Source organism: Candidatus Cytomitobacter indipagum, from assembly GCF_008189285.1.
GTDB lineage: Bacteria > Pseudomonadota > Alphaproteobacteria > CAJXXZ01 > 1604HC > Cytomitobacter > Cytomitobacter indipagum.
In genome coordinates this window covers 593,250-619,938 of sequence record NZ_CP043315.1, presented here as the reverse complement: position 1 = coordinate 619,938, position 26,689 = coordinate 593,250, and the positions used below count along the sequence as shown (strand labels likewise).

The window sequence follows — 26,689 nt, the reverse complement described above, 5'->3', positions numbered from 1 at the left end:
TCCTTAAACATTTTTTAAAACCACCTTTATGTTTGAGAAAGGTCTCCATTTTGAACCAACTCTTCCTCTACCTTTGAATTCTATTCTTTTTAGATATTTTCCTCTACCTATTAGAATTTCATCTATTACCAATGAGCCATCAATCCCTTTATTAATAGCATTGGAAATTGCAGAATCAACTAATTTTTTCATGACTCTTGCATATTTTCCTGGCATATAATCCAGAGCACCTGATATTTTGTAAGCATCTTCGCCTCTCATAGATCTAGCTATCATCTGAAAGCAAAATGATTTTCCATATATCTTATTGCTTTCAGCTATTGCGAATCTGCTAATTAACATTTGTCTGTTCATTTTTTAGCCTTCTTATTTCCATTGCGATGAGGATTGTCTCTTCTTGTAAAAGAAAATTCACCTAATTTATGACCTATCATGCTTTCTGTAACATATACAGGTATAAACTTTCTTCCATTATGAACCAAAAAATTTATTCCAACAAAAGCAGGGAAGATTGTAGATCTTCTGGATCTGGTTCTAATCGAATCAGTGCTTCTATTAGCTTTGTTTCTTGCGACATGTTTTAAGATGTGCGAATCCGCAAATGGTCCTTTTCTTAATGATCTAGCCATTTCTTCTCCTTATAATTAATTTATTAGTCTTTCTCTTAGATCTAGTTCTTTTACCTTTTGTGGCAAGACCCCAAGGAGAGCAAGGATGCCTTCCTCCTGAAGTTTTACCTTCACCTCCTCCATGAGGGTGATCAACAGGGTTCATGGCAACACCTCTTACATGAGGTTTAATGCCTTTCCATCTGTTTCTTCCGGCTTTTCCTATTTTAACGTTTTTATGATCTGGATTTGATACCGATCCTATAAAACATTTGCAATCCCCTAAGAATTTTCTTTTTTCTCCTGAGGTTAGCTTAAGAATTACATATTCTCCTTCTCTACCTAATACTGAAGAATGAGATCCTGCAGATCTTGAGATGCATCCGCCTCGTCCAGGGACTAATTCAACACTATGAACTTGAACACCTGTTGGCACATTCTTTAACATAGTGGAGTTTCCAGGAGCAATAGGAGCTGAATCCCCTATTTCTATTTTATCCCCTTGTTTTAATCCATTTGTAGAAAGAAGATATTTCTTCTCTCCATTAAAATCAACTAGAGAGATAAACGCTGTTCTTCCAGGATCGTACTCAAATCTTTCAATAGTACCAGTTTGATTCCAGATAGATCTATCGTTAAAAGAAACTTGTCTTCCAATAAATTTACTTCCTCCACCTTTGTATCTAACTGTAAGTTTTCCAGAAGAGTTTCTTCCGCCTTTTCTTGCCGATCCTTTGACTAGCGCTTTCCAAGGCTTCCCTTTCCATAAACATCTCTTGTCAATTAAAACCGCGCCTCTTTGACCAGGAGTGGAAGGAGACAAGCGTTTTAATACAACTTCTTGTGATGAAACTTGTGATGCAATATTGTTCATTAAGCTACCTCTGCAATCTTGGAAATATCTTCTTTTGAAATTTTAACAAACGCCTTTTTCCATGAAGATTTATTTCCAGCTATTCCTTTGAAGATTCTCTTCTTTCCTTTTACATTGCATGTATTTACAGAAAGAATATCTACTCCAAGCATTTGATAACACATATCTTTTATCGCATATTTAGATGAAACTCTACTAAATCTAAAAGTAAGAACTCCTTCTTTGGACATGCTAACTGATTTTTCAGAGAAAACATTTCCTTTGAACTTCTTAATAATAGAATCTAAAATTTTAATTTCTTGGTTCATTTTAGCAATCTTCCTTCCATTAAGTCTAATACTCCAGAATCAAATATTACTATGTCATGCATTAATAAAGAATGAGTGTTTAGTCCTTCTAATTTTAATAAATTAACATTGTAAATATTAGAAGACCCCATTTTAAATGATTCTTGAAAATCATTTGCTATAAACAAAGCTTTCTTATTCTTTTTCTCTTTCAAAATACTTTCAAGCATATTTGAAAAATCAGAAGTTTTTGAAGAAGAGTAATTCTTGAAATCATCTATAAATAATGCATTTTCATTTGCAATCTTATTAGAAATAGACATTTTCACAGCTAATTTTCTAACTTTCTTGTTGACAGAAAATGCATATGATCTTGGTTTAGGTCCAAATGTAGTACCACCGCCTCTGCAATGAGGCTCTCTTCCATCACCCTGTCTAGCTTTTCCACTTTCTTTTTGTGGTCTGCTTTTTTTAGTTGATCCAGCTACTTCTGAAACTCCTTTAGTAGAAGAATTTCCTTGTCTTCTCTTTGCTGTATGCCATCTATTGACTTCATAAAGCACAGTGTTGTTCATAGGAACTTGAAATATATCTGGATTTAAAGAAATTTCTTTAACAGAAGATCCTGAGAAATCAATAACTTTTTTCAATAATTTGTTCATATTCTATTCCTCTCAGATCTGTATATGCTGCAAAAGGACCCTTTAGATCCAGGAACTGCTCCATATACACCAATAATAGATCCAGGCTTTTCTGTCATAAGACTAGTTTGCTCTTCTATGTATTTAACTTTTACATTTTTTATAGTAACTGTCTCGCAACCATATCTACCAGGCATTTTCTTCCCTTTCCAAACTCTGCTTGGAGTTCTGGAACCTGTGGAACCAATGCTTCTATGAGATACAGATACACCATGACTAGCTCTTAATCCTTTGAATCCATGTCTTTTAATTCCTCCAGAAAACCCTCTACCGAGTGTGATTCCCTGAACGCTAACTAGATCATTTTCTCCAAAGAAATCTTTAATAACTATTTCTTGGCCTATACTAAATCTTTCCACGTCGTCAACTCTGAATTCTTTTATTTTTTCAAATATTCTTTCTTCGTGTTGACATAGAACGTGTTGAGACTTGTTCCAATGTTTCAATTTAGAGTGACCGAATCCAACTAAAATAGCAGAATATCCATCTCTTTCCATTGTTTTAAAACCTATAACTACAGGAGATTCAATGTACAACAAAGTTAAGGGCAAGAATTTGCCATCACATATAACTTGGGACATTCCCATTTTCCTGCATAATAATCCAAAATTTTTCATGCTTTAATCTCAATCTCCACTGATGCGGGAATAGAGCAATTGCCATCAAGCATGTTCATAACATCCTTTGAAGCAGGCAACTCTATTAATCTAGACTTAACAATTCTTGACAACTGTTGTCTAGCTTTTTTGTCAATGTGAGGACTTGAAAGTATGGTCCAAACTCTTCGCTTTCTAGGCAAAGGTATTGGTCCTACTACAGCTCCTGATCCTATAATTCTTTTAACGTTGTTGACTAAATTCATAGCTGATTTATCCAAAACAAAAGAATCACAAGATCTAAGAATTACTTTGACAAAATCTTTTTTCTTAAACCTTTTTTTTAATGCTACATCAACCGAGCTATGTTTTTGCTCAGGATTTGCATTTTTTACATTCAACATATACAGTACTCCAAAAGATTAACGTATATAAACAAATAAATCAATCTCACCTTTTCACGCCCTCATGCAAGCTTTCAGCTATGCTTTTAGGCACTGATTTGTAATGATCAAACGACATAGAGAACGTAGCTCTTCCTTGAGTGTTAGATCTTAAATCATTAATATATCCAAACATTGAAGAAAGTGGAACAAAATATTTAATAACATTTGTTCCGCCAGTTAGATACTCTTTATCTTCGAAGATTCCTCTTCTTCTTGTAAGATCTCCCTCTATTCCTCCAACGTACTCCTCAGGAGCAGTGACTTCTACACCCATAACAGGTTCCAATAGCTCAGATCCACTTCTGATCATCTGTCTGAATCCTTCTTTTGCAGCTATTTCGAATGCATACACACTTGAGTCAACTTCATGATAAGAACCGTCAATAAGCCTTACTTTGAAATCTACCACTGGATGTCCATATAGACCAGAATTCATAGCTGATTCTAACCCTTTTTGAACTCCAGGAATATATTCAGAAGGTATTGCTCCTCCTCTAATTTCATTAACAAATTCAAATCCATCTCCTCTTTCAAGAGGTTCAAAAATCATTTTAATTTTTGCATACTGACCTGCACCACCACTTTGTTTTTTGTGTTCATACAGTATTTCAGCTGTTTTCTTAATTGTTTCTCTGTAAGCAACTTGAGGATTTCCTACTATAGCATCAACTTTGAACTCTCTCTTCAATCTGTCTACAATAATTTCAAGCTGTAATTCACCCATTCCATGAATCAAAGTTTGTCCAGTATCTTGATCAGAAGTAACCTTAAAGGAAGGGTCTTCTTTAGATAGTGATTCCAATCCTTTCGCTAGCTTGTCTCTATCTGCTTTTGTTTTTGGCTCAATAGAAAGAGAAATAACTGGATCAGGCGCTGAAATGGTTTCTAATACAATTTTTTCTTTAGCGCTACAAAGAGTATCTCCAGTTACTGTGTCAACTCCACACAATGCGATTACATCTCCTGCGCTTGCAAATTTAATATCTTCTCTATCATTTGCATGCAAGATTAACATTCTTCCAATTCTTGCTTTATTGCTTCTTGTGCTGTTATACACTTGATCTCCAGAAGATAAAGTTCCTGAATATATTCTAAAATAAGTTACGGAACCAACAAATGGGTCGCATGCAATTTTAAACGCAAGTCCAGAAAATGGTTCTTTTGGATCTGGATTTCTGAATACTGGTTCGCCAGTTTCAGGGTCTTTTCCTTCTGTGGGAGGTAAATCCAATGGAGAAGGAAGGTAATCAACAACTGCGTCTAGCAATGTTTGAACACCTTTGTTTTTAAATGCTGATCCACACAAAACAGGGAATATTGCAGATTTTATAACAGCTCCACGAAGTGCAGATTTAATCTCTTTTTCAGAAATTTCTTCTTCGTTTAGGCATTTTTCCATTAAATTATCATCAAAAGTAGTTACAGCATCTATTAATTTTTGTCTGTATTCTTGAGATTGCTCTTTAAATTCTTCAGGAATATCTGTTTCTTCGAAAGAAGCTCCAAGATCATCACCTTTCCAAATGATAGCTTTCATTGTAACTAAATCAATAATTCCTTTAAAATCTGATTCAGATCCTATTGGAAGATTAATCACTACTTTATTAGCACCTAATCTAGATTCGATCATGTCAACGCATCTAAAGAAATTTGCTCCAGCTCTATCCATTTTATTAACAAAACAAATTCTAGGAACTTGATGTTTGTCAGCTTGTCTCCAAACTGTTTCAGATTGAGGTTCTACACCAGCAACCCCATCAAAAACAACTATAGCTCCATCAAGAACTCTTAAAGATCGCTCTACCTCGATAGTGAAATCAACGTGACCTGGAGTATCAATCAAGTTAAATTGATGATCTTTCCAAAAACATGTTGTGGCAGCAGAAACAATAGTGATTCCTCTTTCTTGCTCTTGCGCCATCCAGTCCATAGTAGCTGCTCCATCATGAACCTCTCCTATTTTGTAAGTTTTTCCTGTGTAATAAAGAATTCTCTCTGTTGTTGTTGTTTTTCCAGCGTCAATATGAGCTACAACTCCAATATTTCTATATGATTTTAAATTAACTTTATTGCCTTGTTCGGGTTTTGACATCATTTGCTCCCAAGGTGGGCAAATGCTTGGTTTGCTTTAACCATATTATGAACTGCTGTCTTTTTATCTATAGCTCCGCTTTTTCCATCTGTCATGATGTTGATTAGCTCTATAGACAATTTTTCAATCATGCTCATGCCTTTTTTGCTTCTAGCTGCTCCGATTATCCATCTTGATGCAAGCATGTAAGCTCTTTTAGGTCTTACATCTACAGGAACTGGATATGTGGAACCTCCCACACGTCTTGACTTAACTTCAGCAAGAGGTTTGATTTTACTCAAAACATCTTTAGCAACCTTTTGCGGTTCCATGTTAAGCTCTTCTCCCGCTTTGGCAAAAGACTTTCTAGCTATATCCTCAGCTACAGCTTTCTTTCCATCTTTCATTAATACATTTGTGAAACCACCAATAGGATCCTTATCAAATATACTGATGGAATTAACTTTTCTATTACGACTCATAAATAACTCCTTATCATTTTTGTCCTAGAAGAATGCAATTGATTCTATCCTTTTTGTGTTGGCTTAGAAGCTCCATATCTGGATCTACTGCTTCTTCTTGCCTCTACACCTTTTGCGTCTAACACGCCTCTAATAACTCTATAGTTTACACCAGGTAAATCAGCAGGGCCTCCAGCTCTTACTAGAACCATGGAATGCTCTTGTAAAGCATGTCCCATTCCTGGAACATATGCAGTTACTTCATAACCGGTTGTTAAAGTTACTCTAACAACTGGTCTTTGCGCAGAGTTAGGTTTTCTAGGGTTCATGTGAAATACTCTTGAACATGTTCCCTTTCTTTGAGGTGATCCAGATAAAGCAACAAACTTAGATGCTACTGCCTTAACTTTTCTTCCTCCATTTTTTTTCCTACATAATTGTCTTAATGTTGTCATTATGCTTTTCTACGCCTTTCTTTTAATCTTGCTTTTTTACCTTTAAGCTCTCTTAAGTAATATAGTCTCGCTCTTCTTACTTTTGAAGATTTTAAAAGTTTAAATTGAACATTAGAATGCAAAGGGAAAATAAATTCTACAGCATCATTTCCTATTGTTTCTCTAATTAGCGCAGTTGAAGCACTCTTTCTTATACAAAGTCCAGTAAATGGTCTTGCAGTTTTTTGATTTACATCGGATATGACGTGAGCAGCGACAGTATCTCCAGCTCTAAATTGATCTGAATTAAGTCTTTGTGCTGCTGCTTCTCGCTTTCTTTTTTCGAACAGCTCAAGAATGTACATTTTTCTCCTTCTTTCTAATATATTCGATCCACAAATCATATCTATTTTTCTCAGTCACTGCCTCGCTATTGGACAGTTTCCAGTCAGAAATTGCTTTATGATTCCCAGATCTTAGAACACACGGAGTATTATATGACATTTCACTATTATTTGGAACCCAGATATTAGGCTTTGTATATTGATCATGTTCAAGTAAGTCATTGGAAAAGCTATCTTGTTCTGCAGATTCTTTGTTTCCAAGAACTCCTGGTATTAATCTGGCGCATGTTTCCACTAAAGCCATAGATGCAACTTCTCCGCCACATAAAACATAATCCCCCATGCTAACTTCTTCTACATTCCAATGATTTAACACTCGACAGTCAACCCCTTCGTATCTTCCGCAGATAATATATAAATCTTCTTTTATTAATTCTTTTGCGTAGCTTTGATTGAGAGTTCTTCCTCTTGGAGACATGTAAATTATTTTGCCTTTTTTATAAACATCGCTTAGCCATGAATCGATAGTATTGCATTTCATAACCATTCCAGGCCCACCTCCAAATGGAGTATCATCTACAGTATTATGCTTATCATTTGCATAATTTCTGAAGTCTTGAACAAATAATTCCCAGTATTTTTTATGAGCTTTGCCTAAGCAAGATACTCCTAAAGTACCAGGAAAAATATCAGGAAAAATAGTTCCAATATTTACATTCCACATATGCAAAAATTATCAAACTAAATAAGAAAGATAAATACTTTGCAATTTAATTAAACAATAATTAAACAATATGCAAAATTTCAATATGCATATATATCATTTTAATTCATGCAGTATTTGTCTAAATCAAACTAAAACTATTCAAAATTTTTAAATGCGATATCGAAATTAATGCCATGCTCTTCTGAAATTAATTTAGCAAACGATTCCTTTTCAACTACTCCACATAAATCTGATCCAAGCCAAACTTCAATGTCTTGATTGCTGTTTCCTATATACATAAATTTATTTTTGTTGGGGTATTTTTCTATTTCTACTAATTTATCTTTAGAAACGCACCTCAATTTTCCATATGACCCTATAACATCATCAAAGAGATTGTTTAAGTAAAAATTTACCTTTTCAGCTAATTTTACCGGAGACCCTGTTGCAAGGACAATTTTTTTCCCTAACTTCTTTTTCTCTTTTAGGAATTTTAAGAGTTGGTTATGAAATTGCATTTTCCTAATATCGATACAATTGACATATTTTCCTAATATATCTATATTTAATTGTTTTTTATTTAAACAGAAATTAATCTGTATTTTAAGAGCTATCAGTGGATGTCGTATAATAAGTCTTTTAAACAGCTCTAAACTGATATTTTGTTTGATAAGAGTTCCATCTAAATCTACAAAAATATGTGAATAATCTTGCATATATTAAATATACATAACAAATTGAATTGATAATACATTTATATGAATTGTTATTCATGATAGAATCTTTTTGTTTAAAGAGGAGGGTTTATGAACAAAGATTACATAGTTCATTCTGATTCTGGTTTGAGAAGATATTTTGCTGCTATATATCAAAATGTTGGTATCGGACTAGCTGTAATGGGTTCGATAGCTTATTTTATGCATAGCATGAAGCTATATCCTAGAGGTTTTGGTGGATTGTTAGTGATGTTCTTGCCTATGATTATTAGCGTAGGGTTAAGCACAAATATTCGAAGAATGTCAGTTGAAACCGCACAGTTGATGTATATGTTGTTTAGCGCTTCTCTTGGAATTTCCTTGTCAGCAATTTTTGCTATTTACACAGGAGAAAGCATTGTAAGCGCATTTTTATCAACAGCAGCGATTTTTGGAGGACTTTCTTATTATGCAAGAGTGACTGATAGAGATTTATCCAAAATGGGAAATATTTTACAAGCATCTCTTATCGGATTGATATTATCTAGCTTAATAAATATGTTTTTCTGGTCGTCTGTTATGAATATAGTTTTATCATTGGCAACTATTGTTATTTTCTCTGGATTTATAGTTTACGATCACGGAATGCTAACAAATTTGTATTATTCTAGAGTTGATGTAGAGACAAAGGAAAAAATTGCAATTATAGGAGCTCTTCAATTATTAATGAGTTTTGTAAACATTTTTATCTCTTTATTAAGCCTTTTAGGTGAGCGTAGAAGAGATTGAGATTGCAGAAAGGTATAAAAAATGAGTTTTGACTACAAAGATTTTGACTATAAAAAGATAGCTATAGCTGCTTTATTAGGATTTGGTGTGATATTTTTATTTAACAAAGGTAGGTCATCAAAGAAGAAAGATGTGCCAGCCATTGTTTTAAATGCAGCAAGAGTTAAGAGCGGGTCCATGTCTGAGAGAAAGGTTTTTTCAGGTTCGTTAAAAGCTGAAAAATCTATAAATATCACAGCAGAAAGATCTGCAACTATTAAAAGCATTAGACAAGATGGAGAGTCTGTTAAAGAAGGAGATCTTATAATGGAGCTCTTTAATGATACAGAAAAAAGTGTTGTTTTGAGTGCAGAAGCTGTTTTGCTTGACGAAAGAGCAAAGTACGAAAGAGCAGTTAAATTGCATGGAAATAAAGATACAATTATTTCCGATGCTGATTTAAGCAGCAAAGAAAGTTCTTATAAAAAAGCTCAAGCAGATTATCAAAGAGCTTTTTCAGAATTATCAAAAATGATTTTTAAGGCTCCGTTTGATGGAATGCTTGGATTGGTTAAATACAATGCAGGTTCAGTTCTTCCTTACAATCAAGAAGTTGCTGTATTTGTTTCTGATGGTCCATTGTATGCGCATTTTTCAGTTCCAGAAATTAGCAAATCTGATGTTAAAAAAGGTCTAGAAATAGATGTTTACCCAGATAAGCAAGATGCTATTCCAAGAACAGCTAGAATTGTGGCATATGAAGTTCAAGCTGATGCAACTCATAGTGTTGCAGTTAAAGCAAAACTAGAAGAAGTAGATGAAGATCTTATTCCTGGTCAATTTGTAAGAATTAGCGTTCCTTTGGGCATGAAGCATAATGTTGTGAAAGCGCCTGAAGCTGCTGTAAGAATACAGCAAGGAAACGCTTATGTTTATAAAATCGAAAATGGAAAAGCTGGTCACTCTCCTGTGAAAATTGGAATCAGAGATGACGGATACGTGGAAATTGTTGATGGCCTTGCAGAAGGAGATATAGTTATTATTGAAGTTGGTGATAGCATTAGCGATGGACTAAAAGTTCAAGCGCAAATATTAGGAGATAAAGTTGAATAAAAGCTTTGCTTCTTTTTTCATATCTAGACCAGTATTCACATGGGTGATTTATATTGCCACTGCAATTGTTGGTTTATTTTTATTGAGAAGTGTTAATTTAAGAGAAAATCCAAAAATTGAAACGCCTACTATTAGTATTAGCATGGAATATCCAGGAGCAAGCACTCAAGTTGTCGAATCACAAATTGCAAATGTGATGGAAGAAGAATTGTCTGGTGTTGAGGGTCTAAAAAGCATGGAAACAGTTATCTCCAAATCAGGAGAAGCTAAAATTGACATGAGGTTCTCAGGAAACAGATCAACCGATTCTATTGCGTCTGAAATAGAAACAAGAATGCGTAGAGTTAAGAATACATTTCCTCAAGGATTGAAAGATCCAGTTATTAGAAAATCATCAGGAGAAGATAAAGATTTAGTGATTTTAGCGATCACTGGAGACAAATATTCTGCTTCAGAATTGTCTGATATTGGATATAGATATTCAAAAAGCGAGCTAGAAACAATTAATGGAATATCTTCTGTTAAAGTTTCTGGAATCGCTGGAGAAGGAAGAACATTTAGAATAGATGTATGGCTTGATCCAGATAGATTGCATGCATTTAAATTGACTGCTATGGATGTATACAATGCAATTGGAAGGCAATCTTATTTGCACCCTGCTGGCCATATCGAGATTAATAATATTCGCTACAACACAACAATTGTAAATGATCTTAAAACAGTAGAAGAGTTTGAAGATGTTGTTATTAAAGAAAAAAGTGGAAAAGTTATTAAAGTAAGCGATGTTGCTAAAGTTGAAATGCAAAAATCTGACGAAGAAGTTAGAACAAGATATAACGGGCGAGTTGCTTCATTTATTAATATAGGAATTCAGCCTCAAGCAAATCAAATTGAAGTAGCTGCATCAGTAAAGAAAAAAATTGAAAATATTAATAAAAGTTTGCCTAATGGAGTGAAGATTGATGTCATTATGGATCAATCCGAACCTGTAAAGCAATCTCTTAATAGAGTTATTCAAGCAATCTTCGAGGCAATTATTTTTGTTATTATTGTGATGCTTTTATTCTTGAAATCATGGAAGTCATCTATAATTCCATTAATCACAATTCCTATTTGTTTGTTAGCAGGTATTATTACTATTTCTGCATTTGGATTTTCTATCAACGTTATTACTTTGCTAGCCATGGTTTTGGCTGTTGGTCTTGTTGTTGATGATGCAATTGTTGCAATTGAGGTTATACATAGACGAATTCATAATGGAGAAACAGCAAGAGAAGCGTCAATAAAAGGAATGTCTGAGATTCAATTCTCTATCATTGCCATGACCCTTACATTAGTTGCAGTGTATGCTCCTATTGCTTTATCTAGCGGATTAGTTGGTAAAGTATTTGCTGAGTTTGCAATTTCTCTTGCTATGATGGTTTTGGTTTCTGGTGTCGTTGCTCTAACTTTGACTCCAGTTATGGCGTCATACTTGCTAGAAAATGACAAGCCTTTAAATTGGCAAATAATTAAAACTTTTGATTCTCATATTGTGAGTTTAGAGCGGTTGTATAAAAAATACTTAGGATATGCTATTGATTACAGAAATTATGTTGTATTAGGGGCATTTCTTTTTGGATTGTTAGGATTTGGAATTGCAAAATATGGGGTAAGATCTGTAATTGCTCCCGAGCAAGATAAAGGAATTGTAGATATAAATATTACACCTGCTAGTGGTGCAAATGTGAAGTATATGGAATATGCAATTTCTAAGGCAGAGTCAATTATTCAGAGCCAAGATGGAGTTGAATCTGTTTATTCCAATTTCTCAAGTGGAACTGATAAAGTTTCATTGGTTGCTTTGTTGAAGCCATTCTCTAAGAGAAAATCAGCAAATGCAATTTCTCAAGAATTGAGAAAACAATTTGGAGCTTCTTTGCCTGGAAATAGAGTTGATATTTCTTGGAATAGAGGAACTATTGGAGGAGGATCTGGAGATATTGCTGCTATTATTAAAAGCAATAAATCATATGACGAAATAGAAAGAATGGGTATGAGATCTGTGCGTATTTTGCAGTCAAGCCCATCAATAGAAAATGTTAGAATTAGCAGAACAAGTCCTGAGAAAAACTTTAACATTGAGATAAATAAAGAAAGAGCCCTTTCTCTTGGTATTGATCTTGGAACGTTGAGAGACAATATTGCAATGATCATGAGAGGAAATCCTCCAGCAGTTAGGTATGAAAGAGATGGAAAACGTTATCCTGTTAGTGTTTGGGCTGATGAAAAATTCAGAAAAGATCCTGATGGAATTACCAGATTTCATGTTTATACTAACTTGAATGACCCAGACGATAAGTCATCTAGGAAGCTTATTTCTTTAAGAGATGTTATAAATATTATTGAAACATCTTCAAGGCCAATGATGTTCCATAGCGATGGAATGAGATCATTTTCTATGCATGGTTCTTTGAAATCTGGAAATGACGCCATCGCTGTGTACAAAGAAATAGAAAGAAAATTATACGCAATTCTTCCTGATGGATACATAGTAAGCCCTAGTGTTAGCATTAGAAATCTTATCGAGGAAGGTAATAATTTCACGGTTATTTTGATGCTTGCATTGATCTTTATTTTCTTGATTTTAGCAGCTCAATTTGAGAGCTTCTATGATCCATTGATTATTATGACATCAGTGCCTCTTGCACTTGCAGGAGCTGTTCTGACAATATTTGTGATCCCTGGATTAAGTTTGAATGTTTACAGTCAAATTGGACTTGTTACTCTTATTGGTTTGATTACTAAGCATGCAGTGTTGATTGTAGATTATTACAAGAAAGAAAGAGCCAAAGGCATTGATTTGTTTAAATCTGCTACAAATGCTTCTCTTTTGCGTTTGCGCCCTATTCTTATGACTACGCTAGCCATGGTATTAGGAGCTGTTCCTTTGGTTATAGCTGGAGGATTTGGTTCTGAATTCAGAAGAGAAATCGGATGGGTTATAATTGGAGGAATGTCATTTGGAACATTTTTCACATTGTTTGTCATACCTGCTGCATGTGTTTTGTTTTCAGACTTGCGCTTTTTGCTTGCAAAAGTTAAAATTAATCACGAAAATAGGAGAAAATAATGTTAAAAATTAGATTAGCCAGAGGTGGAAAAAAGAGAAATCCTGTTTATTTCTTAGTAGCAGCTGAAAGTCAATCTCCGAGAGATGGAAAGTTTGTTGAGAAACTTGGAACTTATACCCCAAGACTAACAAATGAACAGAGATTTATTTTTAATCCAGAGAGAGTAAAATATTGGATCTCTAAAGGAGCTCAATTGACAGATAGAGCTCATTATCTACTTGGAGTACAAGGCATCGTTGAGCCAAGGAAATTTGCTTAATCTCTTTTTGAGTTAAGTTAAATTTATTATAAATAGATTTTTTACATGTCAGACAAAAAAGATATATCAGAAAATTTTATTACAATTGGAAAAACAATCAAATCACATGGTCTAAAAGGTCATATTAAAATGCATTTATATTATGAAAATGTTGATTATGACACCGTGTTTATTGATGGCAATGAGTTAAAAATAGAATCAATAAATATTTTACATGACAATAAGTCTATAATTAAATTTGTAGATTTTGACACAATAGAAGATATAGAGAGATTCTGCAAAAAAAATGTTGTTACAGAAAAAGAAGATTTACAAGATAATGAAGTTTATTGCGCTGATCTTGTTGGGATGAAAGTATGCAATCCTGACGGAAGTGAGATATCTGTTGTTAGTGATGTATATGATTTTGGAGCTGGATTAATTTTAGACACTGATTTGGAATGCATGATTGCATGGAGACAAGTTGAGAAATTTGACAAGCAGTCTAAGAAAATAATTTTAAAAGATAAGATTGTAAAATCTGAATAGATTCATCATTTGTCATTTTCTTAAATATTCAAATAAGTTTAAGCAAGATTTGCAGAAATATAATTTTCTTAATGTAATTTAATGATGCTTGCAATTTTATTGTTAGAGTTTCCCTAATCAAACAAGTTGATTTCTAAGGGGCTTTATTGTATTTAGTTGTTTTGACAAAAGAAATAGTGATATTTATTGATATAATTGATATATATCTTATGTGATTTTTATTGATCTCTATTTCATATTTTAATTGAAACTTGATAATTTATTTATTTTTAGCTTATAGGTTGATTTGTAATTTTGTTTGAGATTTTATTTCAACTTTAATTTTTCAAGATTTTGCTATTATTATTTCATTTTGATTTGATAGTAATTATTGACTCTTGTCAGATCAATTTATCCATTTTAGAATATAGCTTTAAAATATCTCCACTATTAAAAATTTAATGCTGCATATATAATTTTCTTATGAATGAAAACAAAATCGATACATTGCATGGAATACAGGAAGATGAACAAATAAAAGTTGTTTTTGTATTTCCCGATGGAAGTGAGAAAGAATGCGAAGCAAATATTGGCGAAACTTTACTAAATGTTATTAGGAATAATGACATACCTATACCATGTTCATGTGGAGGAGCTCTTGCGTGTTCTACATGTCATGTAGTGTTAGATGAGAAATCATTCAATATTCTTGAATCTGATGATAAATCTGCAAGTGAAGACGAAGAAGATTTGCTAGAGGTTGCTTCTGGACTAGAAGATACATCGAGATTAGGATGTCAGGTAATTCTTACTGAAGAATTAAATGGCATGAGAGTTCAAATACCTCGTTAACAAGTTATTAATACAATTTTCCATAAAATCTGTTATATTAAAAAATAATTAGGAATGATAAAAAATATGATAAATTGGTTTTGCTTTGCAAATAGAAATAGATATCACAATTGCTTTACTTATCCTTGTGCAATTGTATCCAAAAAAGGGAAACTATTAGATTTTAATAGAGAGTTTAAAATTATATTTGATGGAGAAATTAATGAGACATTCTCTAATATAGTAGAGATTTCTCATGATCATGATAAAATTATTACTGAAAAATTTAACAATAAATGGGAATTGAATTATTTGCAAATTTCCAAAAAAGAATATCATGTGGTATTTTTCCCATATACAAATGACAACTTCTTGGCTGACATACCATCTCCATTGGCTGTGATAGATAATGATGGAAATATAGTTCATTTTAATGCAGAGTTGCAAAAATATTTCAATACAGCTGTAGAAAAACAAAATTTATCCAATTTATTTAATTTTAATCCAAATATTTTAAAGGCAGTTGAAATGTCTAGCGAAGTGAATTTAGATAATGATAAAACTGTATTGGTCAAATATAAACCTACTAATTGCTCTACGTGGATCATGTCTTTTACAGACAAAAGCGAGATTAATGAAATTAAATACAAAATGATAAATGCTCAACATTTACAATCGCTTGGCCAATTAATTGCAGGAATAAGTCATGATTTTAATAATATGTTTACAGCAACTAGTGGATTTTGTGAAATTTTGATTGAGAAAACAAAAAATACAGAAATACATGAAGAAGTTGAAGAGATTATGCGTCATATACAAAATGCTCAAGATTTATCAAAACAATTAGTTAAGTTTGTGTCTAATAATAATATAGAAAATTGCAATCCTTATAATGTAATGTCTGATCTAAGCAGGATAGCTAGCAAGTTGGTTGATGAGAATATTCAAACTGAATTTGATTTACGTGAAACAAATCATAATATTCAAATGTCTAGCAGTAGTTTAGAGAGAATCATTATAAATATGATCATAAACAGTAAAGATGCAATGAAAGATACAGGGAATATAAAGATAAGCCTAAGAGAAGATAGGTTGGACGGAGATAATTATGTGGTAGTTTCTGTATCAGACAATGGATGCGGAATACCAAAAGAATATCAAAGGAAGGTTTTTGATCCATTTTTTTCCACAAAAGAAAATGGAACTGGGCTTGGGCTGTCAAATATAGCTAAAATTGTTAAAAATGTTAATGGAAAAATAGACATACAAAGCAATAAAGATGGAACTTCAATTTCTATATTTCTTCCTGTAGTAAGAATCAAAAAACAAGAAACTAAAAAAAGCGAGAAAGTGGTAACTGAGAGCAAAAAAATATTAATTGTAGAAGACGAAGCCGGGATAAGAAAAATTATATGCCATGCTTTAAAGAAAAAAGGGCACAAAATAACTGAAGCTCATAACGGAGCAATAGCTTTAGAAAAGTTAAAAAAACAAGCAAATGAAGATGATGAATTTGATTTAATGATTACAGATGCTTCTTTGCCTGAATTGCATGGAGGAAGACTTTCTATGGAGGCTAAGAAGTTATTTCCACATCTTAAAATACTTGTTATTTCTGGATATGATGAAGATACAGTAAAAGCACAATTCCTCGATTATGATGAATTTCTTCCAAAGCCATTTACCATCACTCAATTATCAGAAAAAGTTCAAGAAATGCAATAAGTTAAGATGCGAGATTTTTGTCAAAATTTTACTAAATCCAAGCATTGTTTTCTATAAAATAGAAAATTAAGCTTTATTTTTATGAAAGAGAAAAGTGAATTAAGTAAGGAGATGTGGGTTTATACAATAGATCGTAAAGAAAAAATTAAATATGAAATGTGATAGCAAAATACTCTGCCCTACATAATTAATGATCATTAATATAAAATTTTGGTATGTTTAAAATTATTGGAAGCGGATCTTTTGGAACAGCGCTAAGGCATGTGATAAAGAATTCAGGTTTTGTCATTTCAGATATAGATTATGAATTTGTAATTCCAGCTGTTCCTTCTTACGCAGTGCCTGATGTTTTGGATGAAAAAGAAAAAACTATAATATTTGTATCTAAGGGTTTTTTAGAAAATGGAAAATTAATTGGAGAATGGGCAGATAAAATAGGGTTAAAGTGGGCAGTTTTTGCAGGGCCTCATTTTGCATCAGAATTAGTTCAAAATTTAGAGACCTGTTCTGTTCTTGGTGCAGATTCAGAGATTCCAGAAGTAATGAAATGGAAAAATATGAATGTGAAGTTTTCTCATCATAAAATTGAAATACAGTTATTGGGGGCATTGAAAAATATATATGCATGCTTCTTTGGAATAATTGACGGATTAAAGTTAGGTAAGAATTTTTCAGCATCTATGTTTTCACTTGTAATAGAAGAAATAAATGAAATATTTAATAAGTTAAATTTAGAAAGTAATATGATATATAATCAGGCGTGTATTGGAGATCTCATACTAACATGTACAAGTTCTCAGTCTAGAAATTACAATGAAGGATTTAATAGAGTTATGAATATTAAGAATCATCAGCTAAGTGAGGCAAAGCATTCTGCAATTGCATTTATAAAAAGATTTCCAGATCAAAAATACATTTGCTCATTTGTAGGAGAAGTTATGCATAATGATTTAAAAGGAAGTGATGTTAAATCTCTATTTGATAAATTTTACAAAGATTATAAAGAGCTAAAAAATTGATAATTTATCACTATTTCATTATTAATTGATGCGTTTACTTCTATTTAATTTATGCGATTCATTTTAGTTTATGCGAAGAAATATATTAATGAATAAATCGTCATATTTTTCTTATTCCTAATTGTTTGTTTGTTCTAAAAAAGTTAAAATGAAAACAATGAATAAAACTGAAAAGCAAATAGCATTAGAAGCTGCCATTAAAAGCATTGAAAAAGCTCATGGACAAGGGTCTGTAATGAAACTGGATGAGAAAAGAGACTTAGATTTGGAAGTAATTTCGACAGGGTCTCTAGGAGTTGATTTGGCTCTTGGAATTGGAGGTTTTCCAACAGGTAGAGTTATAGAAATATACGGACCTGAAAGTTCTGGAAAAACAACTTTGGCTTTGCAAGTAATTGCTGAGGCCCAAAAGAAAGATGGAACATGTCTTTTCGTAGATACAGAGCATGCGATGGATCCAGAATATGCTAAGAAATTAGGCGTTAACCTTAGTGGTGATAAATTTATTCTTTCTCAACCAGATACTGGTGAGCAAGCGTTAGAAATTATAGATACTTTTGTAAGATCTCAATCTATGAAAGTTATTGTTTTAGATAGTGTTGCTGCTTTAGTTCCTAAGGCAGAGCTAGAAGGAGATATGGGAGATAGCCATATGGGACTTCATGCAAGATTGATGAGTCAGGCATTGAGAAAGCTAACTGGAGTTGTTAAAAAATCAGGATGCATTGTGATATTTATTAATCAAATTAGACACAAAATAGGTGTTATGTTTGGAAGTCCAGAAACAACTACTGGTGGAAATGCTTTGAAATTCTATGCTTCAATTAGATTAGATATAAGAAAAATTGCTGCACTAAAGAAAAATGATAGCGTTTATGGTCATCAAACTAGAGTTAAAGTTGTAAAAAACAAGATGGCGCCTCCTCTTAAAATAGCAGAATTTGAAATACTTTTCGGAGAAGGAGTTTCTAAATTAGGAGAGATTGTTGATTTAGGTGTGAAGTATGATTTAATTACAAAATCTGGTTCTTGGTATTCAATTGGAGACACAAAAGTTGGACAAGGAAGAGAAGCGGTTAAAGAATATCTTTATGAGAATTCCGAAGTATGCGATGAAATTGAGAGAAAATTACATGGAATGATAAATCCAACTAAAAATCAAGAAGAACCAAGTGAAGAGAAAGACAAAAAAGAAGGTTAAGAAATGTTAAGAGGTTTATTGATAAAAAGCATTATGAAGGCAATAAAACGTTTAATATCGCTTATATTTAAGCTATAAGTAAAATATTTATATTTATTTAGTTTTTATATAGTAAATGCTTATATATGAAACCAGCTTTATTTGAAAGAATACAAATTAATCCAGTAGAAAGATATGAATCTATTCAAGAATTATACGATTCTATTTTTCACGAAATAGAATGCATAGTTGATAAGCAATCTATTTCTTCTTCTAACATTAGGATTGATGTGCCAAACAATCCATATGATTCATATAAGTTGAGCTCCCTTTCTTCTCAAATTGAGAGAGATATTATGGAGTATGAGCCAAGATTAATTAATCCAAAAGTTAGTGCAGGAAAATTTGATGATAAGAATTTTGTTGTAGTTATGTGGATATCTGGAGATGTTAAATTTGAAAATAGTGTTTTTTCATTGAAATTCAGCTCTAACAAAAGAATGATTTAGATTTAACAAAATAATAGTATAATTTTTTGCAAAAAAATTACAAAATAAGTTTTTAATAAATTTGTTATTGGGTTAAATTAATGAATTGGATTAAAGAGGCCAAAAGAAGTTTTAAAGCTTTATGCATGTCTAAAAAATCTCGAAGTTTCATGCAATTAGAAGAAGCTTTATATATTCCTCGAAGTTTCATGCAATTAGAAGAAGTTTTATATATTCCTCGAAGTTTTATGCAATTAGAAGAAGCTTTATGCATTCTTAAAAAAGATTTAAAGAGCTTTGTTTCTCTAAAAGAGCTTTTTATTCTGCTTGATTAAAAGAAGCTTTGTGGATCAACATCAATTGTTAATCTTACATTTTTTGGCAGTCGAAACCCATCTATCCATTGCTTGATTTTTGCTTGAGGAAATATGTTTTTGCTATACTGAATTAGAAATGACCATCGATAATCATTGTTGTATTTATGTAATTGAGTTGGCGCTGGCCCCATAATTTCTACTCCTAGAATTGTAGGTTTTTTTATATTCATGACTATTTTTTCTGTCAAAGCAGCTGATTTAGACCCAATAATAATTCTTATCATTCTAGAAAATGGAGGCAAATTATGATTTTGTCTTATAGACAGCTCTTGATCTAGCCACTCTTTAGTATTTTCCTGAGCAATTGCTTGTAAAAGCGGATGCTTGTCATCTGCGCTCTGTATAATTACTGTTCCTGGCTTATCTGCTCTTCCGCATCTTCCTTTGACTTGAGAAATCAATTGATACATTCTTTCTGTATTTCTAATATCTCCAGAATGCGCACCAATATCTCCTTGCACGATTCCAACTAATGTTAAATTAGGAAAGTGGCATCCTTGAGCTAGAATTTGAGTTCCTATCAATATGTCAATTTCATTATTTTGCATTTTATGCATTGTTTCATCAATTATTTCTGTAGTGTCACTGCTCAATAGCGAGATTTTATGATCTGGAAATATTTCGCATAATTGATCTTGTATCTTCTCTATTCCCATTCCATAGAATTTCCATGAATCTTCTGACTGACATTCTGGGCATACCTTAGGCATTAGTTGTTTTTGAGAGCAGTAGCTGCAATGGGTGTAATTATTTTTGTAGAATATTAATCCAGCAGTGCATGATTTGCATAACAGTCTATTATTGCATGTAGTGCAATGTATATGTGTTGAGAACCCTTTTCTATTTAGAAATAACATTACTTGCTCTTTTCTTTCCAAAGTTTCTTGAATATGCTTTTTTAGATCATCAGACATCCATTTATTTGTTTTTACTAATTTTATATTTAATTTATTTGGTATTGTTCGTTCAAGTTCTACACATTTATAATTTTTATCTCTGATATTTTTTACTGTTTCAAGAGAAGGTGTAGCAGAAACAAGAATTATTGGAATATTTTCTGATTTTGCTCTAAGTATAGCTATGTCTTTTGCATTGTAACGAGGGCCATTTTCCTGCTTGTATGTTGTTGAATGCTCTTCGTCTACAATAATTAAGCCTAGATTTGAGAATGGAATCCATAGAGCTGATCTTACTCCAATAACAACTCCTGGTTTTCCACTTACAGCCCAATTCCAAACTGGTTGTTTGCATGAATTATGCCATCTATATGGATAAACTTTAAATCTTTCATGAAATCTTTCAATTAGCTGATATGTTAATGATATTTCAGGAACTAGGATAAGTATTTGCTTCCCTTGTTGCCATATTTTATGCAATATTTCAAAATATACATTTGTTTTCCCAGATCCAGTGGACCCTTTTAAAAGAACAGTGCCTGAGGTAATTGCTTGAATGCTATTAATAGCTTTTGTTTGATCTGGAGAGAAAAAATCTTGCTCCATAGGAATATCAGAAGAAGGAAACTCTGTTTCTGTGATAACTCCCTCTTTCATCATTGCTCTAACTTTATTCCAATGCATTTTAAGCATTTCGATAGGGTATTTACCTGGCTTTAAATCATTAACCTCTGATTGAATTTCGAGATATCCAGGTTTGGTATTTTTATTAGACACGAGAATCATTTTCAATATTTGGTTCATTGGAATTAATGTATATTTGCTTGATACAATAATCCAATTTATCACCTGTTCATTTAATTTATACGAAAGAATTTCTGTAATTTCCCTCAATCCATCAAAGTTATTTTCTGAATCTGTGCCCATAACAATCCCTGTAGCTTTTTTTGTTTTTACAGGAACCACAACAAATGACCCATTTTCTATGGATTGTTCTGAGGTATATGTATAAAAGTTATCTTTTGTCCATGATTCAGGAAGCAATATGCTGTATTTATATGTCATGCATCGTATTCATATCTTAATTCAATTTTTTGATTCAACTTTATTGTTTCTTTATTAATTTTCCCTAGTATTTTCCATTGAACTTTAATACGGTCATGTTGAACATCAACTATATCAATATCCCATGGATTTTTTTGATTGCTATTAATCCAATCTTCATTCAAGCGAATTTGCCATGTTTCATTGCTTTTAATAATTGCATTCAATTTAAGGTCAATGTCATTTCTTTCCTTAAAATTTTGATCCCTTATTAGCTTGCTAAATGTAATGGACCCATTTGATGTAATGTAATCACCTTCGTGAATAATTGTATAAACAAGAAAGTTTCCAAACGGAACATTTTCAATAGCATTCGCCATGTTTTTGTGATTGCTAGATTTTAGAGAAATATTGTATGTAATATATTCATTATTTTCAATCTTTCCAGTAATTTTACATTTAATATCTTCGTTATAAAACCATGTATACATAGCTTTTGCGCTAATTGGTCCAAAATGATACCACTCTGGCTGAGATTGCAAAACACACATTTGATTATGCTTTATTTGTCTGGATGATGTTCTATAATTTACTGACTGACATTTCAAATTATAATATTTTACATAAGCTTTAAATGTAGCTAATCCTAAAATCATATTAACAATTATTGAACATGCATATATTCTTTTCATTCATCTTTATTTTATACATCATGATATGGATAGTCTATAAGGTGTTTGAAAAGGCCGAGACCGGAATCGAACCGACATAAAAGGATTTGCAATCCTCTGCATAAGCCATTCTGCCACTCGGCCTTAAAACAATTCTACACTTGTATGCAAGTCAAACACAAGCGTTGCTTGAATTTAATGATAAAGATATGATTTGTTCAATGAATTTTGTTAATAAAACAATTGATCCAATAAAATGGATAGATAGCCATTGTCATTTAGATTATGAGCCTATGTCAAATGATATAGAAAAAGTATTTCAGAATATGAAAACACACCAAGTTGTAGGTGCAATGAGCATAAGCACAACTATAGGAACTTTGGATAAAACTTACAGTTATTTGCGTGATAATTTATGGTTTGCAGTTGGCGTGCATCCTCTTGATGAAAGAATTGAAGATATACAAGAAATAGAGAGCTATCTTTCAGAATGGATAGGAAGGAAGAATGTTGTTTCAATTGGAGAATGTGGATTAGATGGATTTAAAGGAAGTAATTTAAAGAAGCAATTTGCAGGGTTTGATATTCAGCTTGCCTATGCGCATAAGCACAAATTACCATTGGTTTTACATATGAGAGATGCTGAAGATGATGCAATTGCAATGATTAAAAAGTACGATGGAATTAAAGGGATTGCTCATTGCTATACTGGATCTATGGAATTTGCCAAGAAAGTTCTGGATTTAGGTTGGATGATTTCTTTTTCAGGAATAATAACATTCAAAAATGCAAATCAAGTTCGTGAAATAGCGCAATTTGTTCCTTTAGACAGAATATTAATTGAAACTGACGCTCCATATTTGGCTCCAGCACCTCATCGTGGAAAATCTAATGAGCCAGCATTTGTGTCTTATGTGGGAAAATACATTGCGCAACTTAAAAATATTGATGAGGCAGAATTTGCTCAAATTACTGGAAATAATTTTTGTAAGTTAATGAATGTAAAATGCGAGTCTTTCGATGGTTAAATGGCTCAACAATGACAATTTAAACAAACTTATGAAAACTCTTAATCCATGTATGGCAGTTGGCGGTTGTGTGAGAAATCATATTATGAAAAAAACATTCAATGATGAAGTGGATCTTGCAACTTCGCTTTTGCCTGAGGAAGTAATGAAGCTTGCTAAGGATGCTGGATTTCAAGTTATACCTACTGGTTTGCAGCATGGAACTGTAACTTGCATAATGGACAAAGATGTTTTTGAAGTTACAACGCTTAGAGTTGACATTGAAACAGATGGACGTCATGCAAAAGTTGAATTTTCTAAATCTTGGGAAGAGGATGCAAAAAGAAGAGACCTTACAATCAATGCATTATATTCAGACCTTGATGGGAAAATATATGATTATACAAGCGGATTGGAAGATATAAAAAGAGGAATGATAAGATTTATAGGAGATCCAGACCAAAGAATACAAGAAGATTATTTGCGTATTTTAAGATTTTTTCGTTTTCTTGCTCATTATGGACAAGAGCATGATGTAAAATCTCTTGAATCATGCGGTAAATATGTGTCAAATTTGACTGGCATTGCTAGAGAAAGATGCATTGTAGAAATGATAAAATTGCTTCATGCAGATAATTTTCTTTTCACTTTAAAGTTAATGGATAAAATTAATTTATGGAACTACTGTGATTTTCCATCTCCAGATTTTGAAGTAATAGATAGAATAATATCCCAAGAAAAAATCTTAAATCTTAAATCTTCTGCTTTATGTAAGTTTGCGTCTTTCAAGGGAAGTGTTGATGATGTTAAATTGTCCAATTTGCAAAAAAGAAATGTGCAATTGTTAAGAGATTTACCAAACATGAATTGCAAGAAAGATTATGTAAAATGGATCAATAATGCCCCTAGAGATTTGTGGGACGATGGATTTATCCTGAAAGGAAGGTTATCTGATTTGTCATTTCTGGATATATGGAAAGAAAATTTATTTTATTTTTCTGGTCAAGATATTATGAAAATTGCTGACATTGCTCCCGGACCTAAAGTCAAACATTACTTAGATCAACTAATGAATTGGTTTATTGGCCAAGATCTTCCACCAAATTACCAAGATCTTTGCGTCAAACTTCAAGGTATAAAATAGGTTCTTATCTCTACGTTATAAAAATCTTTGCAATAAATAGTGCAAAACGAGCTTTCTTTCCAAAATCACTAATATATTTGCAGCAACCTAAATGCTATTAAGCAGGTTTTTTTGTTAAAGTTTAAAGAATCTTTGTAGAAAGCTAAAGATTTTAGTAATTTCAATTGCGCATGTCGCTCATTTCTTATAAAATGTTTTTATGTTGAGTGTCGTATGGTCTATCTATTTGGTAGTCGTGTTAAGTTTGTCGATTTTAGTTTTTTTGCAAAAAGGAGAGGATGCCGTTAGCATGAGTCAGTCTAAATTCATGACTCCTAGAGCAATGTCTACCTTTTTAACAAAATTGACTTATTTCTTATATGGTATGTTTGTGTTTTTATGTTTGGTCATTGGAATAATGATCAAAAAGCAAAAAATTGCATTAAATAAAGAATTTGAAACTGAAACTTCTGTTAAGGTTGAAAGCAATGCAGCGGAGATTTCTGAGTATCCAAGCAAATCTGAAGAAAAAGATGAAAGTGATTCTGATGAAGGTAAAAATTCTGATTCAGAAGATGATTCATCAGGTCAAATAATTAAGTAAAATAGGAATAAAAAAATATGTCTTTAAAAATTATATTCATTACTGGTGGAGTTATGTCTGGATTAGGAAAAGGAGTTACTGCATCTATGACTGCTTTATTGCTGAAAAAACGCGGCTTTAAAGTTAGGATGAGAAAGTTAGAGCCTTATTTAAATGTTGATGCGGGTACTTTAAGCCCTGATCAGCATGGAGAGGTTTTTGTGACTGAAGATGGAACAGAAACTGATATGGATATTGGTAATTATGAGCGTTTTGCAGGAGTTACATGCACTAAAGATGACTATATAACTTCTGGAAAAATCTTTTCTGAAGTTATCCAAGGTGAGCGTAGAGGTGATTATTTAGGGGAAACTGTGCAAATTATACCTCATGTTACAAATATGATCATGGAAAGAATTACTTCAAATATTGATGAAGATACAGACTTTTTGATTTGTGAAATTGGAGGAACGGTTGGAGATATAGAAGGATTATCATTTTTAGAATCTATTAGACAAAAATCCAGATCTTGTGATGTTATGTATTTGCATATTGGATTGATGCCATTTCTTAAAAAATCTGAAGAATTTAAAACAAAGCCAATACAGCATTCTGTAAGCGAATTACAGAAATTTGGAATTAAGCCTGATATTATTTTGTGTAGATCTACTAAATATTATGGCGACTTATCATGGAAAAAGAAGATTGCTATGTTTGCTAATTTAGATGAGGAGATGGTGTTTCCAGCTTGGGATCAAGAATCCTTGTATGATGTTTTAGAGCAGTATTATGAAGATGGATTGGATGCGAAAATTTGTAAGTTTTTTAAACAAAAAATGACCAAACATCTGACCAAACAAGAAATAGGCATGCCATCTTTTCATTATGAGAAAAATATTAGAGTTGCATTAATTACAAAATATAACAAAATCAATGATTCATATTGCTCAGTCATTGAAGCTGTAAAGCATGCAGCGATGTATAATAGATGCAAAGCTGATGTAGTTGCAATTAATTCAGATTGCTTGGCAACTGAAGAGTTAAAAGAGTTTGATTGCATTATAGTCCCTGGAGGGTTTGGCGGAAGAGGAACTGAAGGAAAGATCAATGCTCTTCAATTTGCTCGTGAGAATGATATTCCATGCTTAGGAATTTGCCTTGGAATGCAACTTATGGTCATTGAAGGGTTGAGAAATGTTGTAAACATTGATTCTAATTCTTCAGAGTTTTGTAAAAACATAGAAAACCCTGCAATTGGACTAATAGATGAGTGCATGGAAAACGTTAAAGGTGGAACAATGCGTTTGGGACAGTATCCATGCAAAATGTCTGGCAAAATGCAGGAGATGTATAAGGATAGATTGCAAGATGGAATAGTTAGCGAAAGACATAGACATCGATATGAAGTAAATCATTTGCACTACAGAGAAGCGTTGGAAAAAGTTTTTAATTTATCTGCATGGTCTCCAGATAATATCTTGCTAGAAGGATTTGAAATCAAGGATCATTCATTTTATGTTGGAGTTCAATTTCATCCTGAGTTTCAGACTTATTTAAATAACCCGCATCCGTTATTTGATAACTTGATCAAAGCTGGCTTAAACAAACAAAACTAATCAATCTCTAGATAAGACAAAGTTAATTTTTGGCTTTGCAATATTTATTTTCTAGGCATATGTGATTAATAAGACATGCAAATGAGAATGAAATCAAGGTTAAAAAGTCTTAAAAATACAAATCGCTTCCTTGATCGATATTGATT

General features: G+C 32.4%; 30 protein-coding genes and 1 tRNA gene. 15 read left to right on the top strand and 16 right to left on the bottom strand.

Annotation, left to right across the window (positions count from 1 at the left end; all coding sequences use genetic code 11):
* Positions 1-3 precede the first annotated feature (3 nt).
* From FZC35_RS02835 to FZC35_RS02775, 13 genes are all read right to left on the bottom strand, one after another.
* Positions 4-354 (bottom strand): uL22m family ribosomal protein, encoded by a 351-nt coding sequence (locus tag FZC35_RS02835; RefSeq protein WP_148981131.1) that lies wholly within the window; start codon positions 352-354, stop codon positions 4-6.
* A complete protein-coding gene (gene rpsS, locus FZC35_RS02830) occupies positions 351-629 on the bottom strand; it encodes a 30S ribosomal protein S19 (protein WP_148981130.1) in 279 nt (92 codons plus the stop codon). Before rpsS ends, FZC35_RS02835 begins: the two co-directional genes overlap by 4 nt.
* On the bottom strand, positions 622-1,482 hold the full coding sequence (rplB, locus tag FZC35_RS02825) for a 50S ribosomal protein L2 (protein ID WP_148981129.1): 861 nt from the start codon (positions 1,480-1,482) through the stop codon (positions 622-624). Before rplB ends, rpsS begins: the two co-directional genes overlap by 8 nt.
* Positions 1,482-1,790, bottom strand: a complete 309-nt coding sequence (locus FZC35_RS02820) for a 50S ribosomal protein L23 (RefSeq protein WP_148981128.1) — start codon at positions 1,788-1,790, stop codon at positions 1,482-1,484. The genes rplB and FZC35_RS02820 overlap by 1 nt, the downstream gene beginning before the upstream one ends.
* Complete coding sequence (rplD, locus tag FZC35_RS02815) at positions 1,787-2,431, bottom strand: 50S ribosomal protein L4 (protein ID WP_148981127.1); 645 nt, start codon at positions 2,429-2,431, stop codon at positions 1,787-1,789. Before rplD ends, FZC35_RS02820 begins: the two co-directional genes overlap by 4 nt.
* Positions 2,428-3,087, bottom strand: coding sequence for a 50S ribosomal protein L3 (rplC, locus tag FZC35_RS02810; protein WP_148981126.1), 660 nt, complete (start codon positions 3,085-3,087; stop codon positions 2,428-2,430). Before rplC ends, rplD begins: the two co-directional genes overlap by 4 nt.
* Positions 3,084-3,470, bottom strand: a complete 387-nt coding sequence (locus FZC35_RS02805; protein ID WP_148981125.1) for a 30S ribosomal protein S10 — start codon at positions 3,468-3,470, stop codon at positions 3,084-3,086. The genes rplC and FZC35_RS02805 overlap by 4 nt, the downstream gene beginning before the upstream one ends.
* A 46-nt stretch (positions 3,471-3,516) precedes the next feature.
* Positions 3,517-5,604, bottom strand: a complete 2,088-nt coding sequence (fusA, locus tag FZC35_RS02800) for an elongation factor G (RefSeq protein ID WP_148981124.1) — start codon at positions 5,602-5,604, stop codon at positions 3,517-3,519.
* Entirely contained in the window at positions 5,604-6,065 is a 462-nt protein-coding gene (locus FZC35_RS02795; protein WP_148981123.1) for a small ribosomal subunit protein uS7, read from the bottom strand. Before FZC35_RS02795 ends, fusA begins: the two co-directional genes overlap by 1 nt.
* A gap of 44 nt (positions 6,066-6,109) precedes the next feature.
* Entirely contained in the window at positions 6,110-6,499 is a 390-nt protein-coding gene (gene rpsL / locus FZC35_RS02790) for a 30S ribosomal protein S12 (RefSeq protein ID WP_148981122.1), read from the bottom strand.
* Positions 6,499-6,843, bottom strand: a complete 345-nt coding sequence (locus FZC35_RS02785; protein WP_172619042.1) for a 50S ribosomal protein L19 — start codon at positions 6,841-6,843, stop codon at positions 6,499-6,501. Before FZC35_RS02785 ends, rpsL begins: the two co-directional genes overlap by 1 nt.
* Positions 6,830-7,546 carry a tRNA (guanosine(37)-N1)-methyltransferase TrmD gene (gene trmD, locus FZC35_RS02780; protein WP_148981120.1) on the bottom strand — a complete coding sequence of 239 codons (717 nt, stop codon included), beginning with the start codon at positions 7,544-7,546 and terminating at the stop codon, positions 6,830-6,832. The genes FZC35_RS02785 and trmD overlap by 14 nt, the downstream gene beginning before the upstream one ends.
* 137 nt (positions 7,547-7,683) lie before the next feature.
* Complete coding sequence (locus tag FZC35_RS02775) at positions 7,684-8,244, bottom strand: haloacid dehalogenase-like hydrolase (RefSeq protein ID WP_148981119.1); 561 nt, start codon at positions 8,242-8,244, stop codon at positions 7,684-7,686.
* Positions 8,245-8,334: 90 nt separating this feature from the next.
* Here FZC35_RS02775 and FZC35_RS02770 point away from each other — a divergent pair, with 90 nt between their 5' ends.
* The 11 genes from FZC35_RS02770 to FZC35_RS02720 all read left to right on the top strand — a co-directional run bounded on the left by FZC35_RS02770 (position 8,335) and on the right by FZC35_RS02720 (position 19,561).
* Positions 8,335-9,012 (top strand): Bax inhibitor-1/YccA family protein, encoded by a 678-nt coding sequence (locus tag FZC35_RS02770; protein WP_148981118.1) that lies wholly within the window; start codon positions 8,335-8,337, stop codon positions 9,010-9,012.
* Positions 9,013-9,033: 21 nt separating this feature from the next.
* The gene (locus FZC35_RS02765) at positions 9,034-10,104 is read left to right on the top strand and encodes an efflux RND transporter periplasmic adaptor subunit (RefSeq protein ID WP_148981117.1); all 1,071 of its coding nucleotides are present in this window, start codon (positions 9,034-9,036) and stop codon (positions 10,102-10,104) included.
* Entirely contained in the window at positions 10,097-13,216 is a 3,120-nt protein-coding gene (locus FZC35_RS02760) for an efflux RND transporter permease subunit (RefSeq protein WP_172619041.1), read from the top strand. The genes FZC35_RS02765 and FZC35_RS02760 overlap by 8 nt, the downstream gene beginning before the upstream one ends.
* Entirely contained in the window at positions 13,216-13,476 is a 261-nt protein-coding gene (gene rpsP, locus FZC35_RS02755) for a 30S ribosomal protein S16 (protein ID WP_216362649.1), read from the top strand. Before FZC35_RS02760 ends, rpsP begins: the two co-directional genes overlap by 1 nt.
* Before the next feature lie 45 nt (positions 13,477-13,521).
* On the top strand, positions 13,522-14,004 hold the full coding sequence (locus tag FZC35_RS02750) for a ribosome maturation factor RimM (protein ID WP_148981114.1): 483 nt from the start codon (positions 13,522-13,524) through the stop codon (positions 14,002-14,004).
* Positions 14,005-14,466: 462 nt separating this feature from the next.
* On the top strand, positions 14,467-14,835 hold the full coding sequence (locus FZC35_RS02745; protein ID WP_148981113.1) for a 2Fe-2S iron-sulfur cluster-binding protein: 369 nt from the start codon (positions 14,467-14,469) through the stop codon (positions 14,833-14,835).
* 66 nt (positions 14,836-14,901) lie between these two features.
* Complete coding sequence (locus FZC35_RS02740) at positions 14,902-16,539, top strand: hybrid sensor histidine kinase/response regulator (protein WP_172619040.1); 1,638 nt, start codon at positions 14,902-14,904, stop codon at positions 16,537-16,539.
* A gap of 215 nt (positions 16,540-16,754) precedes the next feature.
* Positions 16,755-17,558, top strand: a complete 804-nt coding sequence (locus FZC35_RS02735; protein ID WP_148981111.1) for an NAD(P)H-dependent glycerol-3-phosphate dehydrogenase — start codon at positions 16,755-16,757, stop codon at positions 17,556-17,558.
* A 148-nt stretch (positions 17,559-17,706) separates the two neighbouring features.
* Positions 17,707-18,759 (top strand): recombinase RecA, encoded by a 1,053-nt coding sequence (gene recA, locus FZC35_RS02730; RefSeq protein WP_407078983.1) that lies wholly within the window; start codon positions 17,707-17,709, stop codon positions 18,757-18,759.
* Positions 18,760-18,884: 125 nt separating this feature from the next.
* Positions 18,885-19,247 (top strand): GPW/gp25 family protein, encoded by a 363-nt coding sequence (locus FZC35_RS02725; protein ID WP_148981109.1) that lies wholly within the window; start codon positions 18,885-18,887, stop codon positions 19,245-19,247.
* An 80-nt stretch (positions 19,248-19,327) separates the two neighbouring features.
* Entirely contained in the window at positions 19,328-19,561 is a 234-nt protein-coding gene (locus tag FZC35_RS02720) for a hypothetical protein (RefSeq protein ID WP_148981108.1), read from the top strand.
* Here FZC35_RS02720 and priA read toward each other — a convergent pair.
* From priA to FZC35_RS02705, 3 genes are all read right to left on the bottom strand, one after another.
* A complete protein-coding gene (priA, locus tag FZC35_RS02715; protein WP_148981107.1) occupies positions 19,558-21,564 on the bottom strand; it encodes a replication restart helicase PriA in 2,007 nt (668 codons plus the stop codon). The two genes, FZC35_RS02720 and priA, sit on opposite strands and share 4 nt — an antisense overlap.
* Positions 21,561-22,235, bottom strand: a complete 675-nt coding sequence (locus FZC35_RS02710) for a hypothetical protein (protein WP_148981106.1) — start codon at positions 22,233-22,235, stop codon at positions 21,561-21,563. The genes priA and FZC35_RS02710 overlap by 4 nt, the downstream gene beginning before the upstream one ends.
* 51 nt (positions 22,236-22,286) lie before the next feature.
* Positions 22,287-22,358: transfer RNA gene (locus FZC35_RS02705), tRNA-Cys, on the bottom strand.
* Positions 22,359-22,435: 77 nt separating this feature from the next.
* Here FZC35_RS02705 and FZC35_RS02700 point away from each other — a divergent pair.
* The 4 genes from FZC35_RS02700 to FZC35_RS02685 all read left to right on the top strand — a co-directional run bounded on the left by FZC35_RS02700 (position 22,436) and on the right by FZC35_RS02685 (position 26,543).
* Entirely contained in the window at positions 22,436-23,242 is an 807-nt protein-coding gene (locus tag FZC35_RS02700) for a TatD family hydrolase (protein WP_172619039.1), read from the top strand.
* Complete coding sequence (locus FZC35_RS02695; RefSeq protein ID WP_148981104.1) at positions 23,235-24,365, top strand: CCA tRNA nucleotidyltransferase; 1,131 nt, start codon at positions 23,235-23,237, stop codon at positions 24,363-24,365. The genes FZC35_RS02700 and FZC35_RS02695 overlap by 8 nt, the downstream gene beginning before the upstream one ends.
* 199 nt (positions 24,366-24,564) lie before the next feature.
* A complete protein-coding gene (gene secG / locus FZC35_RS02690; protein ID WP_148981103.1) occupies positions 24,565-24,948 on the top strand; it encodes a preprotein translocase subunit SecG in 384 nt (127 codons plus the stop codon).
* 17 nt (positions 24,949-24,965) lie between these two features.
* Positions 24,966-26,543 carry a CTP synthase gene (locus FZC35_RS02685; RefSeq protein WP_148981102.1) on the top strand — a complete coding sequence of 526 codons (1,578 nt, stop codon included), beginning with the start codon at positions 24,966-24,968 and terminating at the stop codon, positions 26,541-26,543.
* The last annotated feature ends 146 nt before the right edge of the window (positions 26,544-26,689 follow it).